This window comes from Microbacterium sp. TPU 3598, from assembly GCF_002356155.1.
Classification (GTDB): domain Bacteria; phylum Actinomycetota; class Actinomycetes; order Actinomycetales; family Microbacteriaceae; genus Microbacterium; species Microbacterium maritypicum_A.
On the sequence record NZ_AP017975.1, the window covers coordinates 2,787,624 to 2,804,416 of the forward strand.

Annotated in this window: 17 protein-coding genes and 1 tRNA gene; 9 read left to right on the forward strand and 9 right to left on the reverse strand. The window is 68.0% G+C overall.

Features of this window, described 5'->3' with window-relative positions; translation table 11 throughout:
• Positions 1-3: 3 nt before the first annotated feature.
• Positions 4-915 (reverse strand): DMT family transporter, encoded by a 912-nt coding sequence (locus MST3598_RS13190; RefSeq protein ID WP_029258672.1) that lies wholly within the window; start codon positions 913-915, stop codon positions 4-6.
• A gap of 101 nt (positions 916-1,016) precedes the next feature.
• Here MST3598_RS13190 and MST3598_RS13195 point away from each other — a divergent pair, with 101 nt between their 5' ends.
• From MST3598_RS13195 to MST3598_RS13215, 5 genes are all read left to right on the forward strand, one after another.
• Complete coding sequence (locus tag MST3598_RS13195) at positions 1,017-1,643, forward strand: SOS response-associated peptidase family protein (RefSeq protein WP_029258673.1); 627 nt, start codon at positions 1,017-1,019, stop codon at positions 1,641-1,643.
• A gap of 93 nt (positions 1,644-1,736) precedes the next feature.
• Positions 1,737-2,648: an ABC transporter ATP-binding protein gene (locus MST3598_RS13200; RefSeq protein WP_029258674.1), complete on the forward strand. Its 912-nt coding sequence runs from the start codon at positions 1,737-1,739 to the stop codon at positions 2,646-2,648.
• The gene (locus MST3598_RS13205; RefSeq protein ID WP_029258675.1) at positions 2,645-3,460 is read left to right on the forward strand and encodes an ABC transporter permease; all 816 of its coding nucleotides are present in this window, start codon (positions 2,645-2,647) and stop codon (positions 3,458-3,460) included. The genes MST3598_RS13200 and MST3598_RS13205 overlap by 4 nt, the downstream gene beginning before the upstream one ends.
• Before the next feature lie 9 nt (positions 3,461-3,469).
• Entirely contained in the window at positions 3,470-4,744 is a 1,275-nt protein-coding gene (locus tag MST3598_RS13210) for a sensor histidine kinase (RefSeq protein WP_029258676.1), read from the forward strand.
• Positions 4,741-5,415: a response regulator transcription factor gene (locus MST3598_RS13215; RefSeq protein WP_021199064.1), complete on the forward strand. Its 675-nt coding sequence runs from the start codon at positions 4,741-4,743 to the stop codon at positions 5,413-5,415. Before MST3598_RS13210 ends, MST3598_RS13215 begins: the two co-directional genes overlap by 4 nt.
• Before the next feature lie 10 nt (positions 5,416-5,425).
• Here MST3598_RS13215 and MST3598_RS13220 read toward each other — a convergent pair whose 3' ends face one another.
• Positions 5,426-6,379: an aldo/keto reductase gene (locus tag MST3598_RS13220; RefSeq protein ID WP_029258677.1), complete on the reverse strand. Its 954-nt coding sequence runs from the start codon at positions 6,377-6,379 to the stop codon at positions 5,426-5,428.
• Positions 6,380-6,445: 66 nt separating this feature from the next.
• Positions 6,446-7,276 (reverse strand): polyphosphate kinase 2, encoded by an 831-nt coding sequence (ppk2, locus tag MST3598_RS13225; RefSeq protein WP_051670947.1) that lies wholly within the window; start codon positions 7,274-7,276, stop codon positions 6,446-6,448.
• A gap of 238 nt (positions 7,277-7,514) precedes the next feature.
• Between ppk2 and MST3598_RS13230 the strand changes: the two genes are divergently transcribed.
• Positions 7,515-7,853, forward strand: coding sequence for a DUF7882 family protein (locus MST3598_RS13230; RefSeq protein ID WP_029258679.1), 339 nt, complete (start codon positions 7,515-7,517; stop codon positions 7,851-7,853).
• Between the two features lie 31 nt (positions 7,854-7,884).
• Here the strand turns inward: MST3598_RS13230 and MST3598_RS13235 are convergent, their stop codons facing one another.
• Positions 7,885-8,163, reverse strand: coding sequence for a hypothetical protein (locus MST3598_RS13235; protein WP_021199068.1), 279 nt, complete (start codon positions 8,161-8,163; stop codon positions 7,885-7,887).
• A gap of 453 nt (positions 8,164-8,616) precedes the next feature.
• On the opposite strand from MST3598_RS13235, the gene MST3598_RS13245 reads away from it, so the two are divergent.
• On the forward strand, positions 8,617-9,477 hold the full coding sequence (locus tag MST3598_RS13245; RefSeq protein ID WP_081859764.1) for a M15 family metallopeptidase: 861 nt from the start codon (positions 8,617-8,619) through the stop codon (positions 9,475-9,477).
• A 191-nt stretch (positions 9,478-9,668) separates the two neighbouring features.
• Here the strand turns inward: MST3598_RS13245 and MST3598_RS13250 are convergent.
• Both MST3598_RS13250 and MST3598_RS13255 read right to left on the reverse strand, forming a co-directional pair.
• A tRNA-Thr gene (locus MST3598_RS13250) sits at positions 9,669-9,741 on the reverse strand.
• 45 nt (positions 9,742-9,786) lie between these two features.
• Positions 9,787-10,725 carry a DsbA family protein gene (locus MST3598_RS13255; RefSeq protein ID WP_029258682.1) on the reverse strand — a complete coding sequence of 313 codons (939 nt, stop codon included), beginning with the start codon at positions 10,723-10,725 and terminating at the stop codon, positions 9,787-9,789.
• A gap of 229 nt (positions 10,726-10,954) precedes the next feature.
• Between MST3598_RS13255 and MST3598_RS13260 the strand changes: the two genes are divergently transcribed.
• Both MST3598_RS13260 and MST3598_RS13265 read left to right on the forward strand, forming a co-directional pair.
• The gene (locus tag MST3598_RS13260; RefSeq protein ID WP_021199080.1) at positions 10,955-12,058 is read left to right on the forward strand and encodes an ABC transporter ATP-binding protein; all 1,104 of its coding nucleotides are present in this window, start codon (positions 10,955-10,957) and stop codon (positions 12,056-12,058) included.
• Positions 12,059-12,141: 83 nt separating this feature from the next.
• Positions 12,142-13,446 carry a DUF4032 domain-containing protein gene (locus MST3598_RS13265; protein WP_029258683.1) on the forward strand — a complete coding sequence of 435 codons (1,305 nt, stop codon included), beginning with the start codon at positions 12,142-12,144 and terminating at the stop codon, positions 13,444-13,446.
• Between the two features lie 183 nt (positions 13,447-13,629).
• On the opposite strand, the gene MST3598_RS13270 is transcribed toward MST3598_RS13265, so the two are convergent.
• Genes MST3598_RS13270 through cysS form a run of 3 tightly spaced genes read right to left on the reverse strand, consistent with a single transcriptional unit; the run spans position 13,630 to position 16,699 of the window.
• Positions 13,630-14,271: an NAD(P)-dependent oxidoreductase gene (locus MST3598_RS13270; RefSeq protein WP_029258684.1), complete on the reverse strand. Its 642-nt coding sequence runs from the start codon at positions 14,269-14,271 to the stop codon at positions 13,630-13,632.
• A 21-nt stretch (positions 14,272-14,292) separates the two neighbouring features.
• Entirely contained in the window at positions 14,293-15,306 is a 1,014-nt protein-coding gene (rlmB, locus tag MST3598_RS13275; RefSeq protein WP_021199087.1) for a 23S rRNA (guanosine(2251)-2'-O)-methyltransferase RlmB, read from the reverse strand.
• A complete protein-coding gene (gene cysS / locus MST3598_RS13280; RefSeq protein ID WP_029258685.1) occupies positions 15,299-16,699 on the reverse strand; it encodes a cysteine--tRNA ligase in 1,401 nt (466 codons plus the stop codon). The genes rlmB and cysS overlap by 8 nt, the downstream gene beginning before the upstream one ends.
• Positions 16,700-16,793 lie beyond the last annotated feature (94 nt).

A 16,793-nucleotide genomic window follows, 5' to 3' on the forward strand; every position in this document is an offset into this window, starting at 1 on the left:
CCCTCAGCGGCGACGCGGCCACGGAACCGCGACCACCACCGACGCGACGGCCACGACGACCATCGCGAGCACCTGCCAGAGCGCTGGTCCGGCCGCGGGCGGCCACATGAGGTCGATCACGACCGACGTGACCAATTGCCCGAGCACCGACCCCAGGCCCATGAGCAGCACCCCGGTCTGCGCCACAATGAACGTGCCGAGAAGGATGTAGGAGGCGCCCAGGAACCCTCCGAGGTACAGCCAGGGCTCGGTGGGAAGCCCCGCCGGTGCGCCGCGGAACGCGATGCTCACCCCGGATGCCAGGGCGAGCACCACGGTGCCGGCGATGAAGCTCATCAGGGTGGCGGCGAGGGGCGAACGCGCCCGCTGGGCCAGGCGCCCGTTGGTCGCTGCCTGCCAGGCGATCCCGACACCCGCGGCGAACGGGAGCAGCAGCATCCACAGCGGCGCGGTGGCCAGCACGTCGCCGGAGAGCGAGATGCCGACCGCGGCGAGCGCGAGCAGCCCCCCGAGCACCCGCCCTGGCGTGACCGCCACGACTCCTGCGGGCCCGAATCCGATCCGATCGAGCACGAGGCCGTGAACGGTCTGCCCCGCCACCACACCGACGGTGAACAGGGAGACGCCGAGCACACCGGCGGTGAGACCTTGGGTCGAGACGGTGAGTGCGCCACACGCTCCCCCGAGCAGCATCCAGACGGGGATCGTCTGGTGTCGGATGCCGCTCCACAGGCGTGCGACGCCTCGCCGAGCCGACGGGAGGGCGGAGATCACGACGGCGAGCGCCACGAGTCCCACGGAGAACGAGACGAAGCCGGCGACGATCCCGTCGTCGACGCGCACACCGAGCACCCCGTTGATCCGCGCCTGGATCGCCGTCATGACACCGATCGCGACCGCTCCTCCGAGGGCCAGTGGAGCGGGAAGTCGACGGGTCTCTGGCACCTGTCGACCCTACCCGAGCCGCCGGCCGCTCCTCGCCCGTGAATGTCCGAGGCCGGGACTACGCTGGCGGCATGTGCGCGAGCTACGGACTCGATCCCCGATTCACCGATGCCGAACTCCTCGCCGCCGCCGACGATGCGGTGCTCGAGGGCCTCCGCGTGTGGGCGCAGGAGAACGCCGGCGAGACCGTCCGACCGACGGGCAAGAACCTGCGCAACCTCAACCCGCTGATCGTGCAGCCAGATACCGCCCCGACCCTCGAACCCGCGTGGTGGGGGTTCCTCGTCGACGGCGAGCCGGCGAAGTTCCCCTCGATCAACACCCGCTCGGAGCGGCTGCAGGAGCGTCCGGGCGGGGCGAAGTCGAGAGCGATCGTCCCCGCGACGAGCTGGTACGAGATGCAGAAGCCGTCTCGGCAGTGGAACGAGTTCATCGTCGACGACGGCACTCTGTTCGGCATGGCTGCGGTCACGCAGCGCGGCCGCACGGCCGACGGCGAGTGGTTCACGTGCTATTCCATCGTGATGCGTCCCGCTCCCCCTCACCTCGTCGACCTGCACGACCGGATGCCCCTCCTCGTCCCGTCCACCCTGAGCCATGACTGGCTGACCGCACCGGCGTCGCGGGAGATCATCGACGCGGCCGTCATCGCTTCAGACGAGATGGCCGCGCGGGTGCAGGCTCGCCCTCGCGCCTGACCGCTGATGTCCCACGCGGGTCGGACACTTCGCCGTCAGATGTGTACCTGAGGGGGACGCGCGACACCCGGGGCGCTCCGTAACGTTGTGCCCATGATCACAGCAGAAGGCCTCACGAAGAGGTTCGGAGACAAGACCGCCGTCGACGACGTGTCGTTCACGGTCAAGCCGGGCAGCGTCACCGGCTTCCTCGGCCCGAACGGCGCCGGGAAGTCGACCACCATGCGGATGATCGTCGGCCTCGACCGCCCGACGTCGGGGCGTGCCACCATCGCCGGACGCGAGTACCGCAAGCTCCGCGCACCTCTCACCGAAGTCGGTGTCCTCCTCGACGCCAAGGCGGTGCACACCGGTCGCACCGCTCGCAACCACCTCCGCGCCATGGCCGCGACACACGGCATCCCCTCCTCCCGAGTCGATGAGGTCATCGACCTTGCGGGCATCGGGTCGGTGGCACGTAAACGCGCGGGCGGATTCTCGCTCGGAATGGGGCAGCGCCTCGGCATCGCTTCGGCACTGCTCGGCGACCCGCACACGCTGATCCTCGACGAGCCGGTGAACGGCCTCGACCCCGAGGGGGTGCGCTGGGTGCGCCAGTTCGTCCGTCACGTGGCATCAGAGGGGCGCACCGTGCTGCTCTCGAGCCACCTGATGAGTGAGATGGCGCAGACCGCCGACCACGTCATCGTGATGGGCCGCGGTCGGGTGCTCGCGGATGCCCCGCTCGCGGAGCTCGTGCGCTCCTGGACTCGGAACACGGTGCGGGTCCGCACACCGAGACCAGCCGACCTGGCTGCCGCCGTCGGAGGGCCGGAGGTGGAGATCGTGAGCTCGGCTCCCGATCTGCTCGACGTCGTGGGGCTGCCCGCCGCGCGGATCGGCGATCTGGCCGCCGACCGCGGCATCCCGCTCCACGAACTCACCCCGACCACCGGATCACTCGAAGACGCCTATCTCGCCCTCACCGGCGACTCCGTCGAGTACCGCACCAAGGAGATCTCATGACCACGACACAGGCTCCCGCTCCCACGCGGACACGCGTCGACACCGGTCGTCGGCTGACGTTCATGCGCGCACTGCGCGGCGAGTGGATCAAGCTCGCCACCCTGCGCTCGACGTGGTGGTCGATCGGCATCACCGCCGCCCTCACGGTCGGCATCGCCGTGCTCATCGCCCTCGCTGTCGACGTGCCGGACTTCAGCCCGATCCAGGCCGTGGTCATGCCGATCCAGTTCACGATGCTGCTCGCCGGCATCATCGGCGCGATCTCGGTCACCGGCGAGTACTCCACGGGGATGATCCGTTCGACGCTCACTGCGAACCCGATTCGCGGTTCGGTGCTGGCCGCGAAGTCGACGGTGCTGGCACTGTTCCTGTTCGTCTCGTCGCTGGTGATCTTCGTCGTCTCCGCGGTGGCCGTCTCCCTCATCGTCGCCCCGCGTGACCAGGGCATCGACTGGTCGGACCCGACAGCATCGGTGCTTCCGATCGTGGTGGCTTCCCTGTCGATGGCCGTCTTCGCGCTCATCGGCATCGCGTTCGGATTCGTCCTGCGCTCCGGTGCGGGCGCCATCGCCGCAACCGTCGGTGTGCTGTTCGTCCTGCCGATCGTGGCGAACTTCTTCTCCTTCGCCGGAGAGACGTGGGCATGGGTCCTGCAGGCCGCCGCCTACCTTCCGGACGCCGCCGCACGGAGTGCGATCATGCCCGGAGCCGGTGCCGCACTCGACGCTCCGGTTGCGTTCCTGACGCTGGCCTGCTGGGTCGTGGGCGGTGCTGCCGTCGCGTGGGGCGTGCTGCGCACCCGCGACGCGTAAAGTCGGCCTGTGAGCAGAACGCGAAGCCGCAGCGACTCGGTCCGCGAGGACGAGGAGCTGCGGCTTCCGCGCGCCCCGGGCCTGTTCCGACGGTTCTGGGCCCGCCATCCGCTGTTCGCCGACATCCTGCTCGCGCTGATCTGCCTGTTCCTGTCCCTCGCCCCCGCCGCGCCGTACCCCAACACCTCGCTCCCGGAGGGCACATACATCGCCATCAACATCGCGACGTTGGTGATGGTCGCGATCGGATGCAGCACTCTCCTCTGGCGTCGACGGGCACCCCTGGGTCCCTTCGTCGCTGCGGTGAGCCTGGGGACCGTCGGACTGTTCACAGGCATGTCCGGAGGCATCGTCCTCCTGCTCGTCGCCTGCTACGGCGTGGCGGTCTACAGATCGGCGCGTCTGGCCTGGATCTGTTACGGGATCGGTGCCACTTGGTTCCTCGGACTCACCACGATCCTCATGCTGACCGGCACGACCCTGCTCCAGGTCGGCATCGATACCGCCCTCGGCTACGTCGCGCTCGGGCTCATCGGCACGCTCGTCGGGGTCAATGTGGGCGGCCGCAAGCGCTATCTCCTCGCCATCATCGACCGATCCCGTCAACTCCTGATCGAGCGCGATCAGCAGGCGCAACTCGCCGCCGCCTCGGAACGCGCCCGCATCGCACGGGAGATGCACGATATCGTCTCCCACTCCCTCACCGTGATCGTCGCACTGTCCGAAGGGGCGGCCGCCACCCCCGATCGGGAACAGGCCCGGAGGGCTGCGGTATCCGTCGCGGACACCGCCAGAGGCGCTCTCACCGAGATGCGTTCGATGCTCGGTGTGCTGCGCGACGACGAATCGCCGCTGCCCCTGGCGCCGATGCAACCCGTACCCGCGCGTGACACCGTGGAGACGGCTCAGCGCGCGGGCTACCCGGCGACGCTCACCGTCATCGGGCAGGCCGATGTCTCCCCCGCCGTCGCGCATGCGATCGGCAGGATCGTGCAGGAGGGCGTGACCAACGCCATGCGCCACGCCCCGACCGCGAAGAGCATCACCGTGCGGCTGGAGTACACGGCCGACACGGTCGTGATCGAGATCGTCAACGACGGCGTCTCGGGTGAGATCGGCTCAGACGGATTCGGTGTGCGCGGGCTCTCCGAGCGTGCCGCCCACGTGCATGGGACGGTGCGATCCGCACCTGCGGATGGAGGACGATGGATTCTGCGGGCGGTGCTTCCCACATCGGGAAGCAGGCCCGCCGCACCGCGACAGACGATGGAGGACGACGCATGACGCAGGCGATCAGAGTGCTGCTGGTGGATGACCAGGAGCTGATCCGTCTCGGCTTCCGCATGGTGCTGGAGTCTGAGGAGGACATCGTCGTCATCGGCGAAGCCGGCGACGGGAAAGCGGCGATCACGCAGAGCGCGCTGCTCGCTCCCGACCTGGTGCTGATGGACATCCGGATGCCGGAGCTGGACGGCATCGCCGCCACCGAGGCCATCGTCCGAGAACGTCCGCAGACCAAGGTGCTCGTTCTGACCACCTTCGATCTCGACGAATACGCGTTCGGAGCCATCCGCGCGGGCGCGAGCGGATTCCTGTTGAAGGATGCCCAGCGCCACGAGATGATCTCCGCGGTGCGCGCCGTCCACCGCGGGGATGCGGTGCTGTCCCCGCGTGTGACGAGAGCGCTGCTGGAGCACGTGACGCCTCGGCTCGGCGGAGCGCCCGCGACTCCGGCCGCAGAGGAGAGCGCTGCTCTCGAATCGCTCACGGAACGTGAGCGGGACGTCTTCCTCGCGATCGGCCGCGGACTCACCAACGCAGAGATCGCTCAGAGTCTGTACGTCGGCGAGTCCACGGTCAAGACCCACGTCGGTCGTGTGCTGGCGAAGCTCAGCGCGCGGGACAGGATCCACGCGGTCATCCTGGCGCATCGGCTCGGGCTCGTCGGCGACTAGCCCGATCTCATCAGGCGCGCGACGGCGCCCATTCCGAGACGCGGTCGAGCCGCTGCACCTCATCGTCCGAGAGCTCCAGACGCGCCCCGGCGAGCAGGTCGGGAACCTGTTCCACGGTTCGCGCGCTCGCGATCGGTGCGACCACGGTCGGTTGTGCGCGAAGCCACGCGAGCGAGGTCGCGGCGATCGAAGCGCCGTGCGCATCGCCGATCTCCTCGAGCGCGTCGATGATCCGCAGGCCCGCTTCGGTCGCGTACTTCGCGGCGCCCTGCGCCCGGGGCGACGCCTGACCCGCGGCGTCCGTCGAGCGGTACTTGCCGGTGAGGAAGCCGCTGGCCAGGGAGTAGTACGGGATGAGTCCGAGGTCGAACTCCTCGGCGACCGGGATGATCGTGTCCTCGACCTCGTTGCGGTGCACGAGGTTGTAGTGCGGCTGCACCGCGACCGGCAGCGCGACTCCGAGGCGACGGGCGATCTCGACCCACTCGCGGATGCGCTCGGCGGAGTAGTTCGACACGGCGACGTGCCGGACCAGCCCGTCTTCGACCAGTCGCCCGAATGCGCTGATGGTCTCCTCCAGCGGAACGGTCTCGTCATCGAAGTGCGCGTAGTACAGGTCGATCTCATCGATGCCCAGGCGCTTCAGCGAGGCCTCGGCGGCCTTGCGGACATTCGCGGCGGAGAGGCCGCGGAACTGCGGGTGCTGACTGACCTTGGTCGCGACGACCACACCCGCAGGTTTGCGCGAGGCCAACCACTCGCCGACGATCGTCTCACTCTCTCCTCCTTCGTTTCCCGGCACCCACGCGCTGTACGAGTCGGCGGTGTCGATGAAGTCTCCGCCTCCGTCCACGAAGGTGTCGAGGACGGCGAAGGACGTGTCACGGTCGGCTGTCCAGCCGAACACGTTGCCGCCGAGCGAGAGCGGAAGGACGTCGAGATCACTGGTACCGATGCGGGTCATGATGAGAGCAACCGGTGAGCCCGCCTCCCGCATTCCCGGACGACGCCGTGTTGCGCTCCATGAACGTCACGGTGGCGATGCCTCCCCCTCGTCGTGGATCTGCGAGGGGCGGCCCACGATCCGCGGATCCGGAGCGTGGGCGACCATCGGGTCCTTGCCCGGATAGTCGAACCGTGCGAGAACACATCTCATCGCTTCCAGCCGCGCGCGCCTCTTGTCGTTCGACGAGATGACGACCCACGGGAGGGCCGGGGTGTCCGTGTGGAAGAACATGGCCGCCGCTGCCTCGGTGTAGTCCTCCCATCTGTCGACGCTCGTGAGGTCGGTGGGGCTGAGCTTCCACTGCTTGAGCGGATCCTCGCCGCGACGGGTGAACCGGCGCCGTTGTTCCGCCTCGCCGATCGAGAACCACAGCTTGATGAGGCGGATGCCCGAACCGACGAGCATGCGCTCGAACTCCGGCGCGGTCTGGATGAACTCCTCGTACTCCGCCGACGAGCAGTACCCCATCACGCGTTCGACGCCCGCTCGGTTGTACCAGGAGCGATCCATCAGCACGATCTCGCCGCCCGACGGCAGATGCGCGACGTAGCGCTGGAAATACCACTGCGTCCGCTCGACATCACTGGGTTTGTCGAGCGCGACGACACGAGCGCCGCGGGGGTTCAGGTGCTCCATGAAGCGTGCGATCGCACCGCCCGCGCCCGCCGCATCCCGCCCCTCGAACAGGATGAGGACCCGTTCCGACGAGCGCGTGATGTGCGCCTGGAGTTTGAGGAGCTCGATCTGCAGCAGTCGTTTCTCGCGCGCGTATGCCGCCCGTGTGAGCGCCTGCGCGTGGGGGCAGCCGGGCTGCCGCTCCGACGTGACCGTCGGGAGTTCGGACGAGCTGCCCATCGCCTCCCCCTCCCCTGGCGCTTCTCGATCGCGCGACGCACGAGGCAAAGCGCAGGTGGCCGCGGCGGGGAGTCGGCCACCTGCGCCGTCATCGACCCGGCGTGATCTCGTTGAATCCACCAGGAAACTCAACGCTTAGTAACATATCACCTTGTAGCGCGATACTCCGGAATGTACTTCTCGCACCCAGCCGTCACCGGAGACGCGACGAGGTCGAAGTCGCGGCTATCGTTCACTCATGGGAACGATCCAGTACGGCAGCGGTGACGAGATCCACATCGAGGACCGCGCACTCGCACATCTCAAAGTGGTCATCGCCACGAAATTGCGACGCAATGAGAGCTTCACCCTGTCGTGGCGGCACCCCGACGGCGACGCCCCCGGCCGTTCGACCATCTGGCTGCACCCATCGATCCCGCTGCGCTTCACCTTCGACGAGCCAGACGCCCCTCAGCTCAACCCGAAATGGATTCAGGACCTCATGCGGTCGGCGAGCTCCACGGGCGGGATCAGCCTCATCGAGGAAGTGGTCGAAGCGCCGCCGACCGGCGACGCGGACTCACCTCACCTGGACTGAACTCTCCGAACGAGCGGCTGGCGGACGCGCGTCAGCTCGCCCGCCACACGGAGAGCAGCTGCCATCCTTCCGGCACCTGGGACTCGAGCGCGGCCATGTCGTCACCCTCGATCTCGCGGATGCCGTCGCGACGCAGGAACTTGCCCTCGACGGATCGCATCGATCCGGCCTTCTCCATCGTCGCCATGGCCGACACCAGGTCCCATCCCGCAGGCGCCTGGGCGGTCAGCTGTGCACGGACCTCGGCGAGATCTTCGCCTTTGAGGGTGACGCTGTGGGCTTCGAGCGGGCGGATCAGTCCGTGGAGCATCAGACCAGCCTAGGGCGAGGGACAGGCCGCCGCGATGCTCCCGCGCACGCACGTGAGCGAGGCCTTCCCCCCGAAGGGCGGCGATGAGTGGAAACCAGGGTCGAGGAGCAGAACCCTTCGTCCGACAACACCTACGACCGAGTACCCCTCGGCAGCCCCGATCAGGAACGTCGGCGACACCTCGATCCCCCCGCCCATCACATTCGTGAGGAGCATCCCCGGCCCGCCTACAACTGGCACCGGCTACATCGGCGGCCCCACGTCCTCGCCCCGGAAACGCCGCGGGGCCCCGCCCTGCCGACCGGGCGGAGTTCCCTGGATCAGGTGCTGCAACGACCACGAGAACTCGGACAGCCAGGTGGGGATCTCTCAACCTATCGAGGCTCGCGGTCGAGTGTCTGTAGGCCGAAAAGGGGACAGCGCGGGCCGACGCCTGAGCCATAGCCTGGCTCCATGAACACAACCCTCGAGGCACCGCCGCCGGGGATCGTTGCGGCCGAACGCACGGTCACAGCGTCACCACCCGCCGGCCGTAAACCTGTCTCACGACGAACCTTCTTGTCCGCCTCTGCGATCGCTGCGATTGTCGCGGCCGCCGGACCACTCGTCGGGCACGCAGCTCCGGCGTTCGCGGATTGGGGCAACTACCAGAACGGTCGCATCCCGGTCAACATCCTGGCTCCCGTGCCCTGGGACACCGTCCGCATCTTACGGACAGACGCACGAGACGCGCTCGTTCAGCTGAACAACGCGTTCCGCCCTCAATTTGGGCACAACATCACCGTGAATGACGGCTACCGAGATCTCGCCGAGCAGGTCCGTGCGAAGGAGAAGTACGGAGACAAGGCTGCGGAGCCGGGGACCTCGAACCACGGATGGGCAATCGCCGTCGACCTGGCCGACACCAATCGAGTGCAGCTGAGCTTCAGCCATCCGATCTACCTGTGGCTCAAGTCGAATGCCCGACAGTTCGGCTACATACACCCGGCCTGGGCCGAGCCCGGGACGTCACGTCCCGAACCCTGGCATTGGGAATTCAACGGTGTCTACAACGGCACGCCAACAACGACAACGATGGAGGATTCAGTGGAAGCAATCGTAAGAGCACCGAATGGAATCGTGGTTCACCTTCGCCCCGGCGGAAAGACGAACTTCGGGACGCCGCAGGAGTACAACACGTTCCGCGATCAGATCGCGTTCCTTCGTAACGCTGGTGCAACCGACGTTATGGCGCTGCCTGAGCTGTCCACGGTTCCCGGCGTGACGTGGGACACGTTCATATACCTCTCGCGCTACATCGGTGCGCCCGAGTAAGAACGCAGCGTTCTTCAGCGCGACAGCCTGAACGACACAAGGCCCCGCCCAGCCGCAAGGCTTGGTGGGGGTCTTCGCCCTCCGGGACGCTCGATCCTCGATGCTACCCATTCCCGGACCTGGGCTGCCCTGATGCCCGCCCTCGAGTAGAAACCGAGGCGGTCTTCTGCTTTCCGAACCGCTACTTCTTGAGCCGACTACGGGACTCGAACCCGTAACCCCCGTATTACAAGTACGGTGCGCTACCAATTGCGCCAAGTCGGCGGATGCCATCCATCAGCTTAGCGATGGCATCGACCCCGGATCGAACTACGGGGCGGGCGTGGTGGTCGACGTCGGCGACGGCGTCGCACGGGACGCGTCGCTCGCGACGCTGAGCACGAACTGCGAGAACTCCGCCGGGTCGTCGAACGCACCGACGTACGCCTCGCCGTTCGCGACGATCATGGGTGCGGTGTTGAGCATCAGGTCTTTCGAGCCGGCGAGCGGTCCGTCGAGTGCGCGCGTGGTCGCTTCTTTCGCCCAACCGACGAAGTCACCGTTCTCGATGCACGACCGGACGGCCTTGGTATTGTCGGTGCCGACGGCGGCTGCCAGATTCGCCAGGTCCTCGTCTGACATCCCGTCACTGCCGACCTCGGGCTGGTCGTCGAGCAGGTCGTGATTGAAGGCGTAGAACTGCGCAGGCGAGTGCGTGGCGACGCACGCGGCGGCCGCAGCGGAACGCAACGAGTACTTGGTGCCGTTCGAGCTCGCGGTGAGCAAGGCGACCGGGTGGTAGCTGACGGTGACCGCCCCCTCCCCGATCCAACCGGCGAGCTGACGCGCATTGGCCCGCTCGAACTTTCCGGCGTCCGGCGAGAGGTAGTCGACGTAGACGTGGATGTCGACCTTGTCGGAGGAGGTCGCGCTGGGGGTCGGCTCAGTCGAGGCGCCCGCATCGGTCGGCTCTGCCGAGGGCGTCGCGGGGACCTCATCGGATCCGGCAACGGCGGTGATGTCGGTGACGACGACGCCATCCGACTCCATCCCCGTCGGGGTGAGCTTCGGCTTCGACACCTGAGCGGACACCGCAAGGGTCACGGCGGTGCCGATCGCCCCCACCGCGACGACGGCGACGGCGCCGATGATGATCCGTCGCATGAGGCGCGCCCTCGACTGCTGGGCGTGCACTTTCTGAGCCTTCTCCCGCACGGCCTCGCGAGAATTGCGAGGTGTGGGGACGTTCGGCGTTTCGTCGCTCGACATCGTTCCTCTTGTGAGTCTGCGGGGGTCCGGGTTGGCCCCGACCGCCGCTGAGCGACGATCGCCGCTGGGCGCGGCCGAGATCGATGCTAACCAGTGAGGCTGAGAAATACCCAGGTACAGCCGTTCATGTCATACTGATCTCGACCCAAAGACGGGTCACGGTGGCTCACCCCACCGCTTCATCACTACGGATCGTCCGGCACGTACCTGCCGGTGAAGGAGAAACACAATGGCATCTGTGACTTTCGACGAAGCCACCCGCCTGTACCCCGGTGGAACCCGTCCGGCCGTCGACAAGCTGAACCTCGAGGTCGGTGACGGAGAGTTCCTCGTCCTCGTCGGTCCTTCCGGTTGCGGTAAGTCCACATCTCTGCGCATGCTCGCCGGCCTCGAAGAGGTCAACGCCGGCCGCATCCTCATCGGCGACCGCGACGTGACCGACGTCCCGCCGAAGGACCGCGACATCGCGATGGTCTTCCAGAACTACGCCCTGTACCCGCACATGACCGTCGCCGAGAACATGGGCTTCGCGCTCAAGATCGCCGGCGTCGGCAAGGAAGAGCGCGCCGCACGCGTGCTCGAGGCCGCGAAGCTCCTCGACCTCGAGCCCTACCTGACCCGCAAGCCGAAGGCCCTCTCCGGTGGTCAGCGTCAGCGTGTCGCCATGGGCCGTGCGATCGTGCGTCAGCCGCAGGTGTTCCTCATGGACGAGCCGCTGTCGAACCTCGACGCCAAGCTCCGCGTCCAGACCCGTACCCAGATCGCATCGCTGCAGCGTCGTCTCGGCGTCACCACGGTCTACGTCACCCACGACCAGACCGAGGCGCTGACCATGGGCGACCGCATCGCGGTCCTCAAGGACGGTCTGCTCCAGCAGGTCGGCTCGCCCCGCGACCTGTACGAGAAGCCGAACAACGTCTTCGTCGCCGGCTTCATCGGCTCGCCCGCGATGAACCTGTTCTCGGCCGACCTCGCCGAGGGCGGCATCCGCTTCGGCACCGAGGTCGTCCCGCTCGACCGCGACACCGTCGGTCGCGCCAACGGTTCGCAGGTGACGGTCGGCGTGCGTCCGGAGGACATCGTCGTCGGCCCCGCCGACGGCAAGGGCCTCTCGGTCACGGTCGACCTCGTCGAAGAGCTCGGCGCCGACGGCTACCTCTACGGTCACACCGAGATCAACGGCAAGCGCGCCGACCTCGTCGCTCGCGTCGACGGTCGCAACCACCCGAACGCCGGCGAGACCGTCACGCTCGCCGCCTCGGCCGGCCACGTGCACGCGTTCGACATCGAGTCGGGTGACCGTCTGAACGACAAGCCGGTCGTCTCCGCCTGATCGGATCCACAGACGCGGCGCAGGCTGACCTCGGTCGCCTGCGCCGCGTCTCTTTTTCCTCTTCGTACGCCACCAGGAGCATCATGCAGGATTCGCTGCGGATCACCGCCAGCAAGGTCGATCCGGGACTGCTCGCCCTCCCCTGGTCCACCACGCTCGCCAAGTGGCCGTCCGAGCACATCGTCTCGCTCCCCAAGGGGCTCTCCCGCCACCTCGTCCGGTTCGCCGACCTCTCGGGTCGCGTCGTCGCCGTCAAGGAGACCACTGCCGAGATGGCACAGCGCGAGTACGACATGCTGGGCAACCTCGCCCGGCTCGACGTACCGTGCGTCGACCGGGTCGCTGTGATCGCGGGGCGCACCGATGCCCATGGCGATCCCCTCCCCGCGGCACTGGTCACCTCGCACCTGCGCTTCTCGATGCCGTACCGTGCGCTGTTCACGCGCGTCCTGCGCCCGGACACCGCCAACCGTCTGGTCGACGCGCTCGCACTGTTGCTCGTGCGCCTCCACAACGTGGGCTTCTACTGGGGCGACGTCTCCCTGTCGAACACCCTCTTCCGTCGTGATGCCGGGGCCTTCGCCGCCTATCTCGTCGACGCGGAGACCGGAGAGCTCCATGAGGAGGGTCTGACCGACGGGCAGCGCGCCTACGATCTCGACCTCGCTCGCACGAACATCGCCGGCGAGATCATGGACCTCGCCGCCGGCGGACGCCTCGAGCACGGGGTGGATGCGGTCGCGATCGCCGACGGCATCGTGTCGTCCTACCGCTCGCTCTGGGCCGAGCTCACCGCACAGGAGTCCTTCTCCGCCGCCGAGACGTGGCGCATCACCGAGCGCGTGGAACGGCTCAACGCCCTCGGATTCGACATCGATGAGATGTCGATGTCGACCACCGCGGACGGCACCGTCGTCGAGATCCAGCCGAAGGTCGTGGACGCCGGGCATCATCAGCGGCGCCTCATCCGTCTCACGGGGCTCGACGTGGAGGAGAACCAGGCACGACGGCTGCTCAACGACCTCGACGAGTTCCGCGCGCGCTCGACCAAGCAATGGGCGGACGAAGAGATGTACGCGCACGAGTGGCTCACCCGCGTGTTCGAGCCCGTCGTTCGCGCGATCCCCTACGAGCTGCGCGCCAAGCTCGAGCCGGCTGAGGTGTTCCACCAGGTGCTGGAACACCGCTGGTACCTGTCTCAGGCGGAAGGACGCTCGATCCCACTCGCCGAGGTGCTCACCAGCTACATCAACGAGGTGCTGCGCCACCGACGCGACGAAGCCACCATCATGGGGCCGCCCACCGAGACGATGAGCCTTCCGGTGATCACCGGCGTGACCCCGGTGGCCGACGAGGATGAGGACGTCGACTGGCGCGACCTGGTCTGACCGCCCCTCCGCTCCCCGCGCACGGGTTGTCGTCGAGTGCGGGGGGGTAGTCGAGTGCACGGGTTGTCTTCGAGTGCACCGCCTGTTGACGCCAGCAAGCCGTGCGCTCGGCGAGATCACGTGCTCTCGACGCGGCCCGGCGGGCGTGGGGGGGGGGGGGGAAGAGTGGGCGGAGCGTGGGGGTCAGTAGCCGACGGTGAAACGCTCGCGGTGGTGGTTGCCCTGCTCGATCTCGTCGACCACGGCGACGGCGAAATCGGCCCCGGAGATGTACGACGTGCCTTCGGCATCGCGGACGATCACATCGCCCCCGTCGCGATAGCGGCCGGTACGCTCGCCCTCCGCCCAAGGACCGAACACCTCAGCCGGATGGATGAAGAACCAGTCCAGCCCCGCGTCGGTCGCCTCGAGGAGCGCGAGCGAGTCGATCCCGACCTGCGCCTCGTGCTTGTACTCCTCGGGGAAGTCCTGATCGAACAGACGCGGGCCTCCCGGCGCCACCAGGCTTCCTCCGGCACCGCCGACCACGCCGAGACGGGTCGCCGTACCGGCGATCTGCTCGACGACGTTCGACAGCGCCTCGAGCGCACGGTCTTCCATGTCGCCGCGTGGAGAGAGCGCCGACACCACGGCATCCGCACCGACGAACGCGTCCGCGAGGGGCGCCAGGTCGAGCGCGGAGCCCTGCAGGTAGGCGGCTCCGGCCACCGGATCGGTCGGTTCCGAACGCGAGATCGCGATGACGGCGTGGCCACGACTCACCGCCTCCGTGACGATGTGGCGACCGGCGTACCCGGTCCCTCCGATCACGATGATGCGAGCCATGGTCAGCCTTCCCTCGGACGTCTAGTTCTTCTTCGCGGCGCGGAGCGACGCGACCTGGTACAGGGCGACGGATGTCGCGATACCGGCGTTCAGCGACTCGGTGGCCGCGGAGATCGGAATCGAGACGATCTGGTCGCAGGTCTCGGACACCAGGCGCGACAGTCCCTTGCCCTCCGAGCCGACCACGATCACGACGGGACGATCGGCGAGCTGCAGCTCGGGGAGCGACACGTCGCCGTCACCGTCGAGACCGAGCACGAACACGCCCTGCTTCTTGAACTCCTTGAGCTGCGTGGTGAGGTTGGTCGCCAGCGCCACGGGGGTGCGGGCGACGGCTCCGGCGCTGGTCTTCCAAGCCGCCGAGTTGACGCCGGCCGAGCGACGCTGGGGAAGGATGACGCCCTGCCCGCCGAACGCCGCGGTGGAACGGATGATGGCGCCCAGGTTGCGGGGGTCGGTGATGCCGTCGAGGGCGACGAACAGGGGGACCTCTCCGCGGTCGATGACCTGCTCGAGCAGATCCTGTGGGTGCGCGTACTCGTACGGCGGCACCTTGATAGCGACGCCCTGGTGCACGCCGTCGAACCCGGCCATACGGTCGAGCTCCGGACGCGTGACCTCCATCACGGGGATGCCCCGATGCGTGGCGATCGAGAGCATCTCCTTCACGCGGTCGTCCATCTCGACGCGCTGCGCGATGTAGAACGCCGTCGCCGGGATCTTCGCGCGCAGTGCCTCGAGGACCGAGTTGCGACCCGTGACGTTCTCGGTGTCGTCCCCCGCCTTGGCCTTGGGCGCACGGTTCCCCCCGCCACCGGAGCCCGGCCGACTGCCGCCGGGACGTCCCTTGCCGCCCGTGGCTGCCGCGTAGCGCTCGGCTGCGGCCTTGCGCTTGCCCGCGGGATGCCAGGCGCGGTCCTCCGCTTTCGGCGTCGGTCCCCGCCCCTCGAGCGCCTTGCGCCCGAGTCCGCCGGTGCCCTTGGTCGGGCCCTTCTTGTTTCCCTTGCTCGCGCCGGGGCGCCCTGGCTTAGCCATCGATACTCCAATGAGTTCCGGCCGGAGTGTCCTCCAGCGTGATTCCTGCGGCGGCGATCGCATCTCGGATGCGATCCGCCGCCGCCCAGTCCTTGTCAGCGCGTGCTTGGGCGCGCTGGGTGATCATCGTCTGGACGAGGGCGTCCAGAGCGGATTCCGAAGCGCCGGTCTTCGCATCGGAAGTGGGCGTGAGGCCGAGGACGGAAGTCATCGCCAGCACGGCGCGCAGCGCATCGAGCGCGGCGGCGTCCTCCCCCGCGTCCAGCGCCGCGTTTCCCGCTCGCACCGTCTCGTGCAGCACCGCGAGTGCCTGGGGCACACCGAGGTCATCATCCATCGCCGCTGCGAACGCGGCGGGGAGGCTCTGCGACAGGAGGAACCCGATGCCCCCTCCGGCAACACGTGCGGCACGTTGCTGGAACGTGCCGATCCGGTTGAGAGCCGCCTCGGCCTCGGCCCACGACGAGTCGCCGAGGTCGAGGCTCGACCGGTAGTGGGCGGCGGCCAGCGCGTACCGCACCACCAGTGGATCGTGCGCGGCCAGCACATCGGCCGCCAACGTGAAGTTCCCCAACGACTTCGACATCTTCTGGCCGTCGACGGTCACGAGCCCGTTGTGCACCCAGTAGCGCGCGAAGCCGTCACCTGCTGCCGTCGACTGCGCGAGCTCGTTCTCGTGGTGCGGGAAGCGCAGGTCGAGCCCTCCCCCATGGATGTCGAACTCGGCGCCGAGATAGCGCTTCGACATCGCGGAGCATTCGATGTGCCATCCGGGCCGCCCGGATCCCCACGGCGACGCCCAGGTCGCATCGGCCGGCTCTTCGGGCTTGCTGCCCTTCCAGAGCGCGAAGTCCTGGGGGTTGCGCTTGCCCCGAGGGTCCGCATCCTCTGCGGCCTCCATGGCGTCGAGGGACTGATGGGTGAGCGACCCGTACTCCGCCCAGGAGCGCACGTCGAAGTACACGTCGCCGGAGCTGTCGGGCGCCGGGTAGGCGTGGCCGCGTTCGATCAGCACCGCGATGAGTTCCTGCATCTGCGGCACGGACGCCGTGGCCCGAGGCTCGTAGGTCGGCGGCAGGATACCGACACCCGCATACGCCGCGGTGAACTCCTGCTCCATCCGGTACGCCAATGCCCACCACGGCTCGGAGTCCGTCGCGTTGGCGAGCACCTTGTCGTCGATGTCGGTGACGTTGCGCACGAACGTGACCCGACCGTGGCGGTACTCCAGCCAGCGGCGCAGCAGATCGAAGCTCAGAGCGGCCCGGACGTGCCCGATGTGGGGCCCCGACTGCACCGTGGGTCCACACACGTACATCGTGATGTTCTCGGGATCGAGAGGCACGAAGTCGCGCAGCTGCTGCGCGCGGGTGTCGTAGAGGCGGACTGTCACCGCTCAAGCCTACTCGGCGACCGCTGAGCGCCAGCCCCCGCAGCGTTATTCGCCGTCCGATATGACGTTCGGCGACCGACCGGGAGGCCTCCTC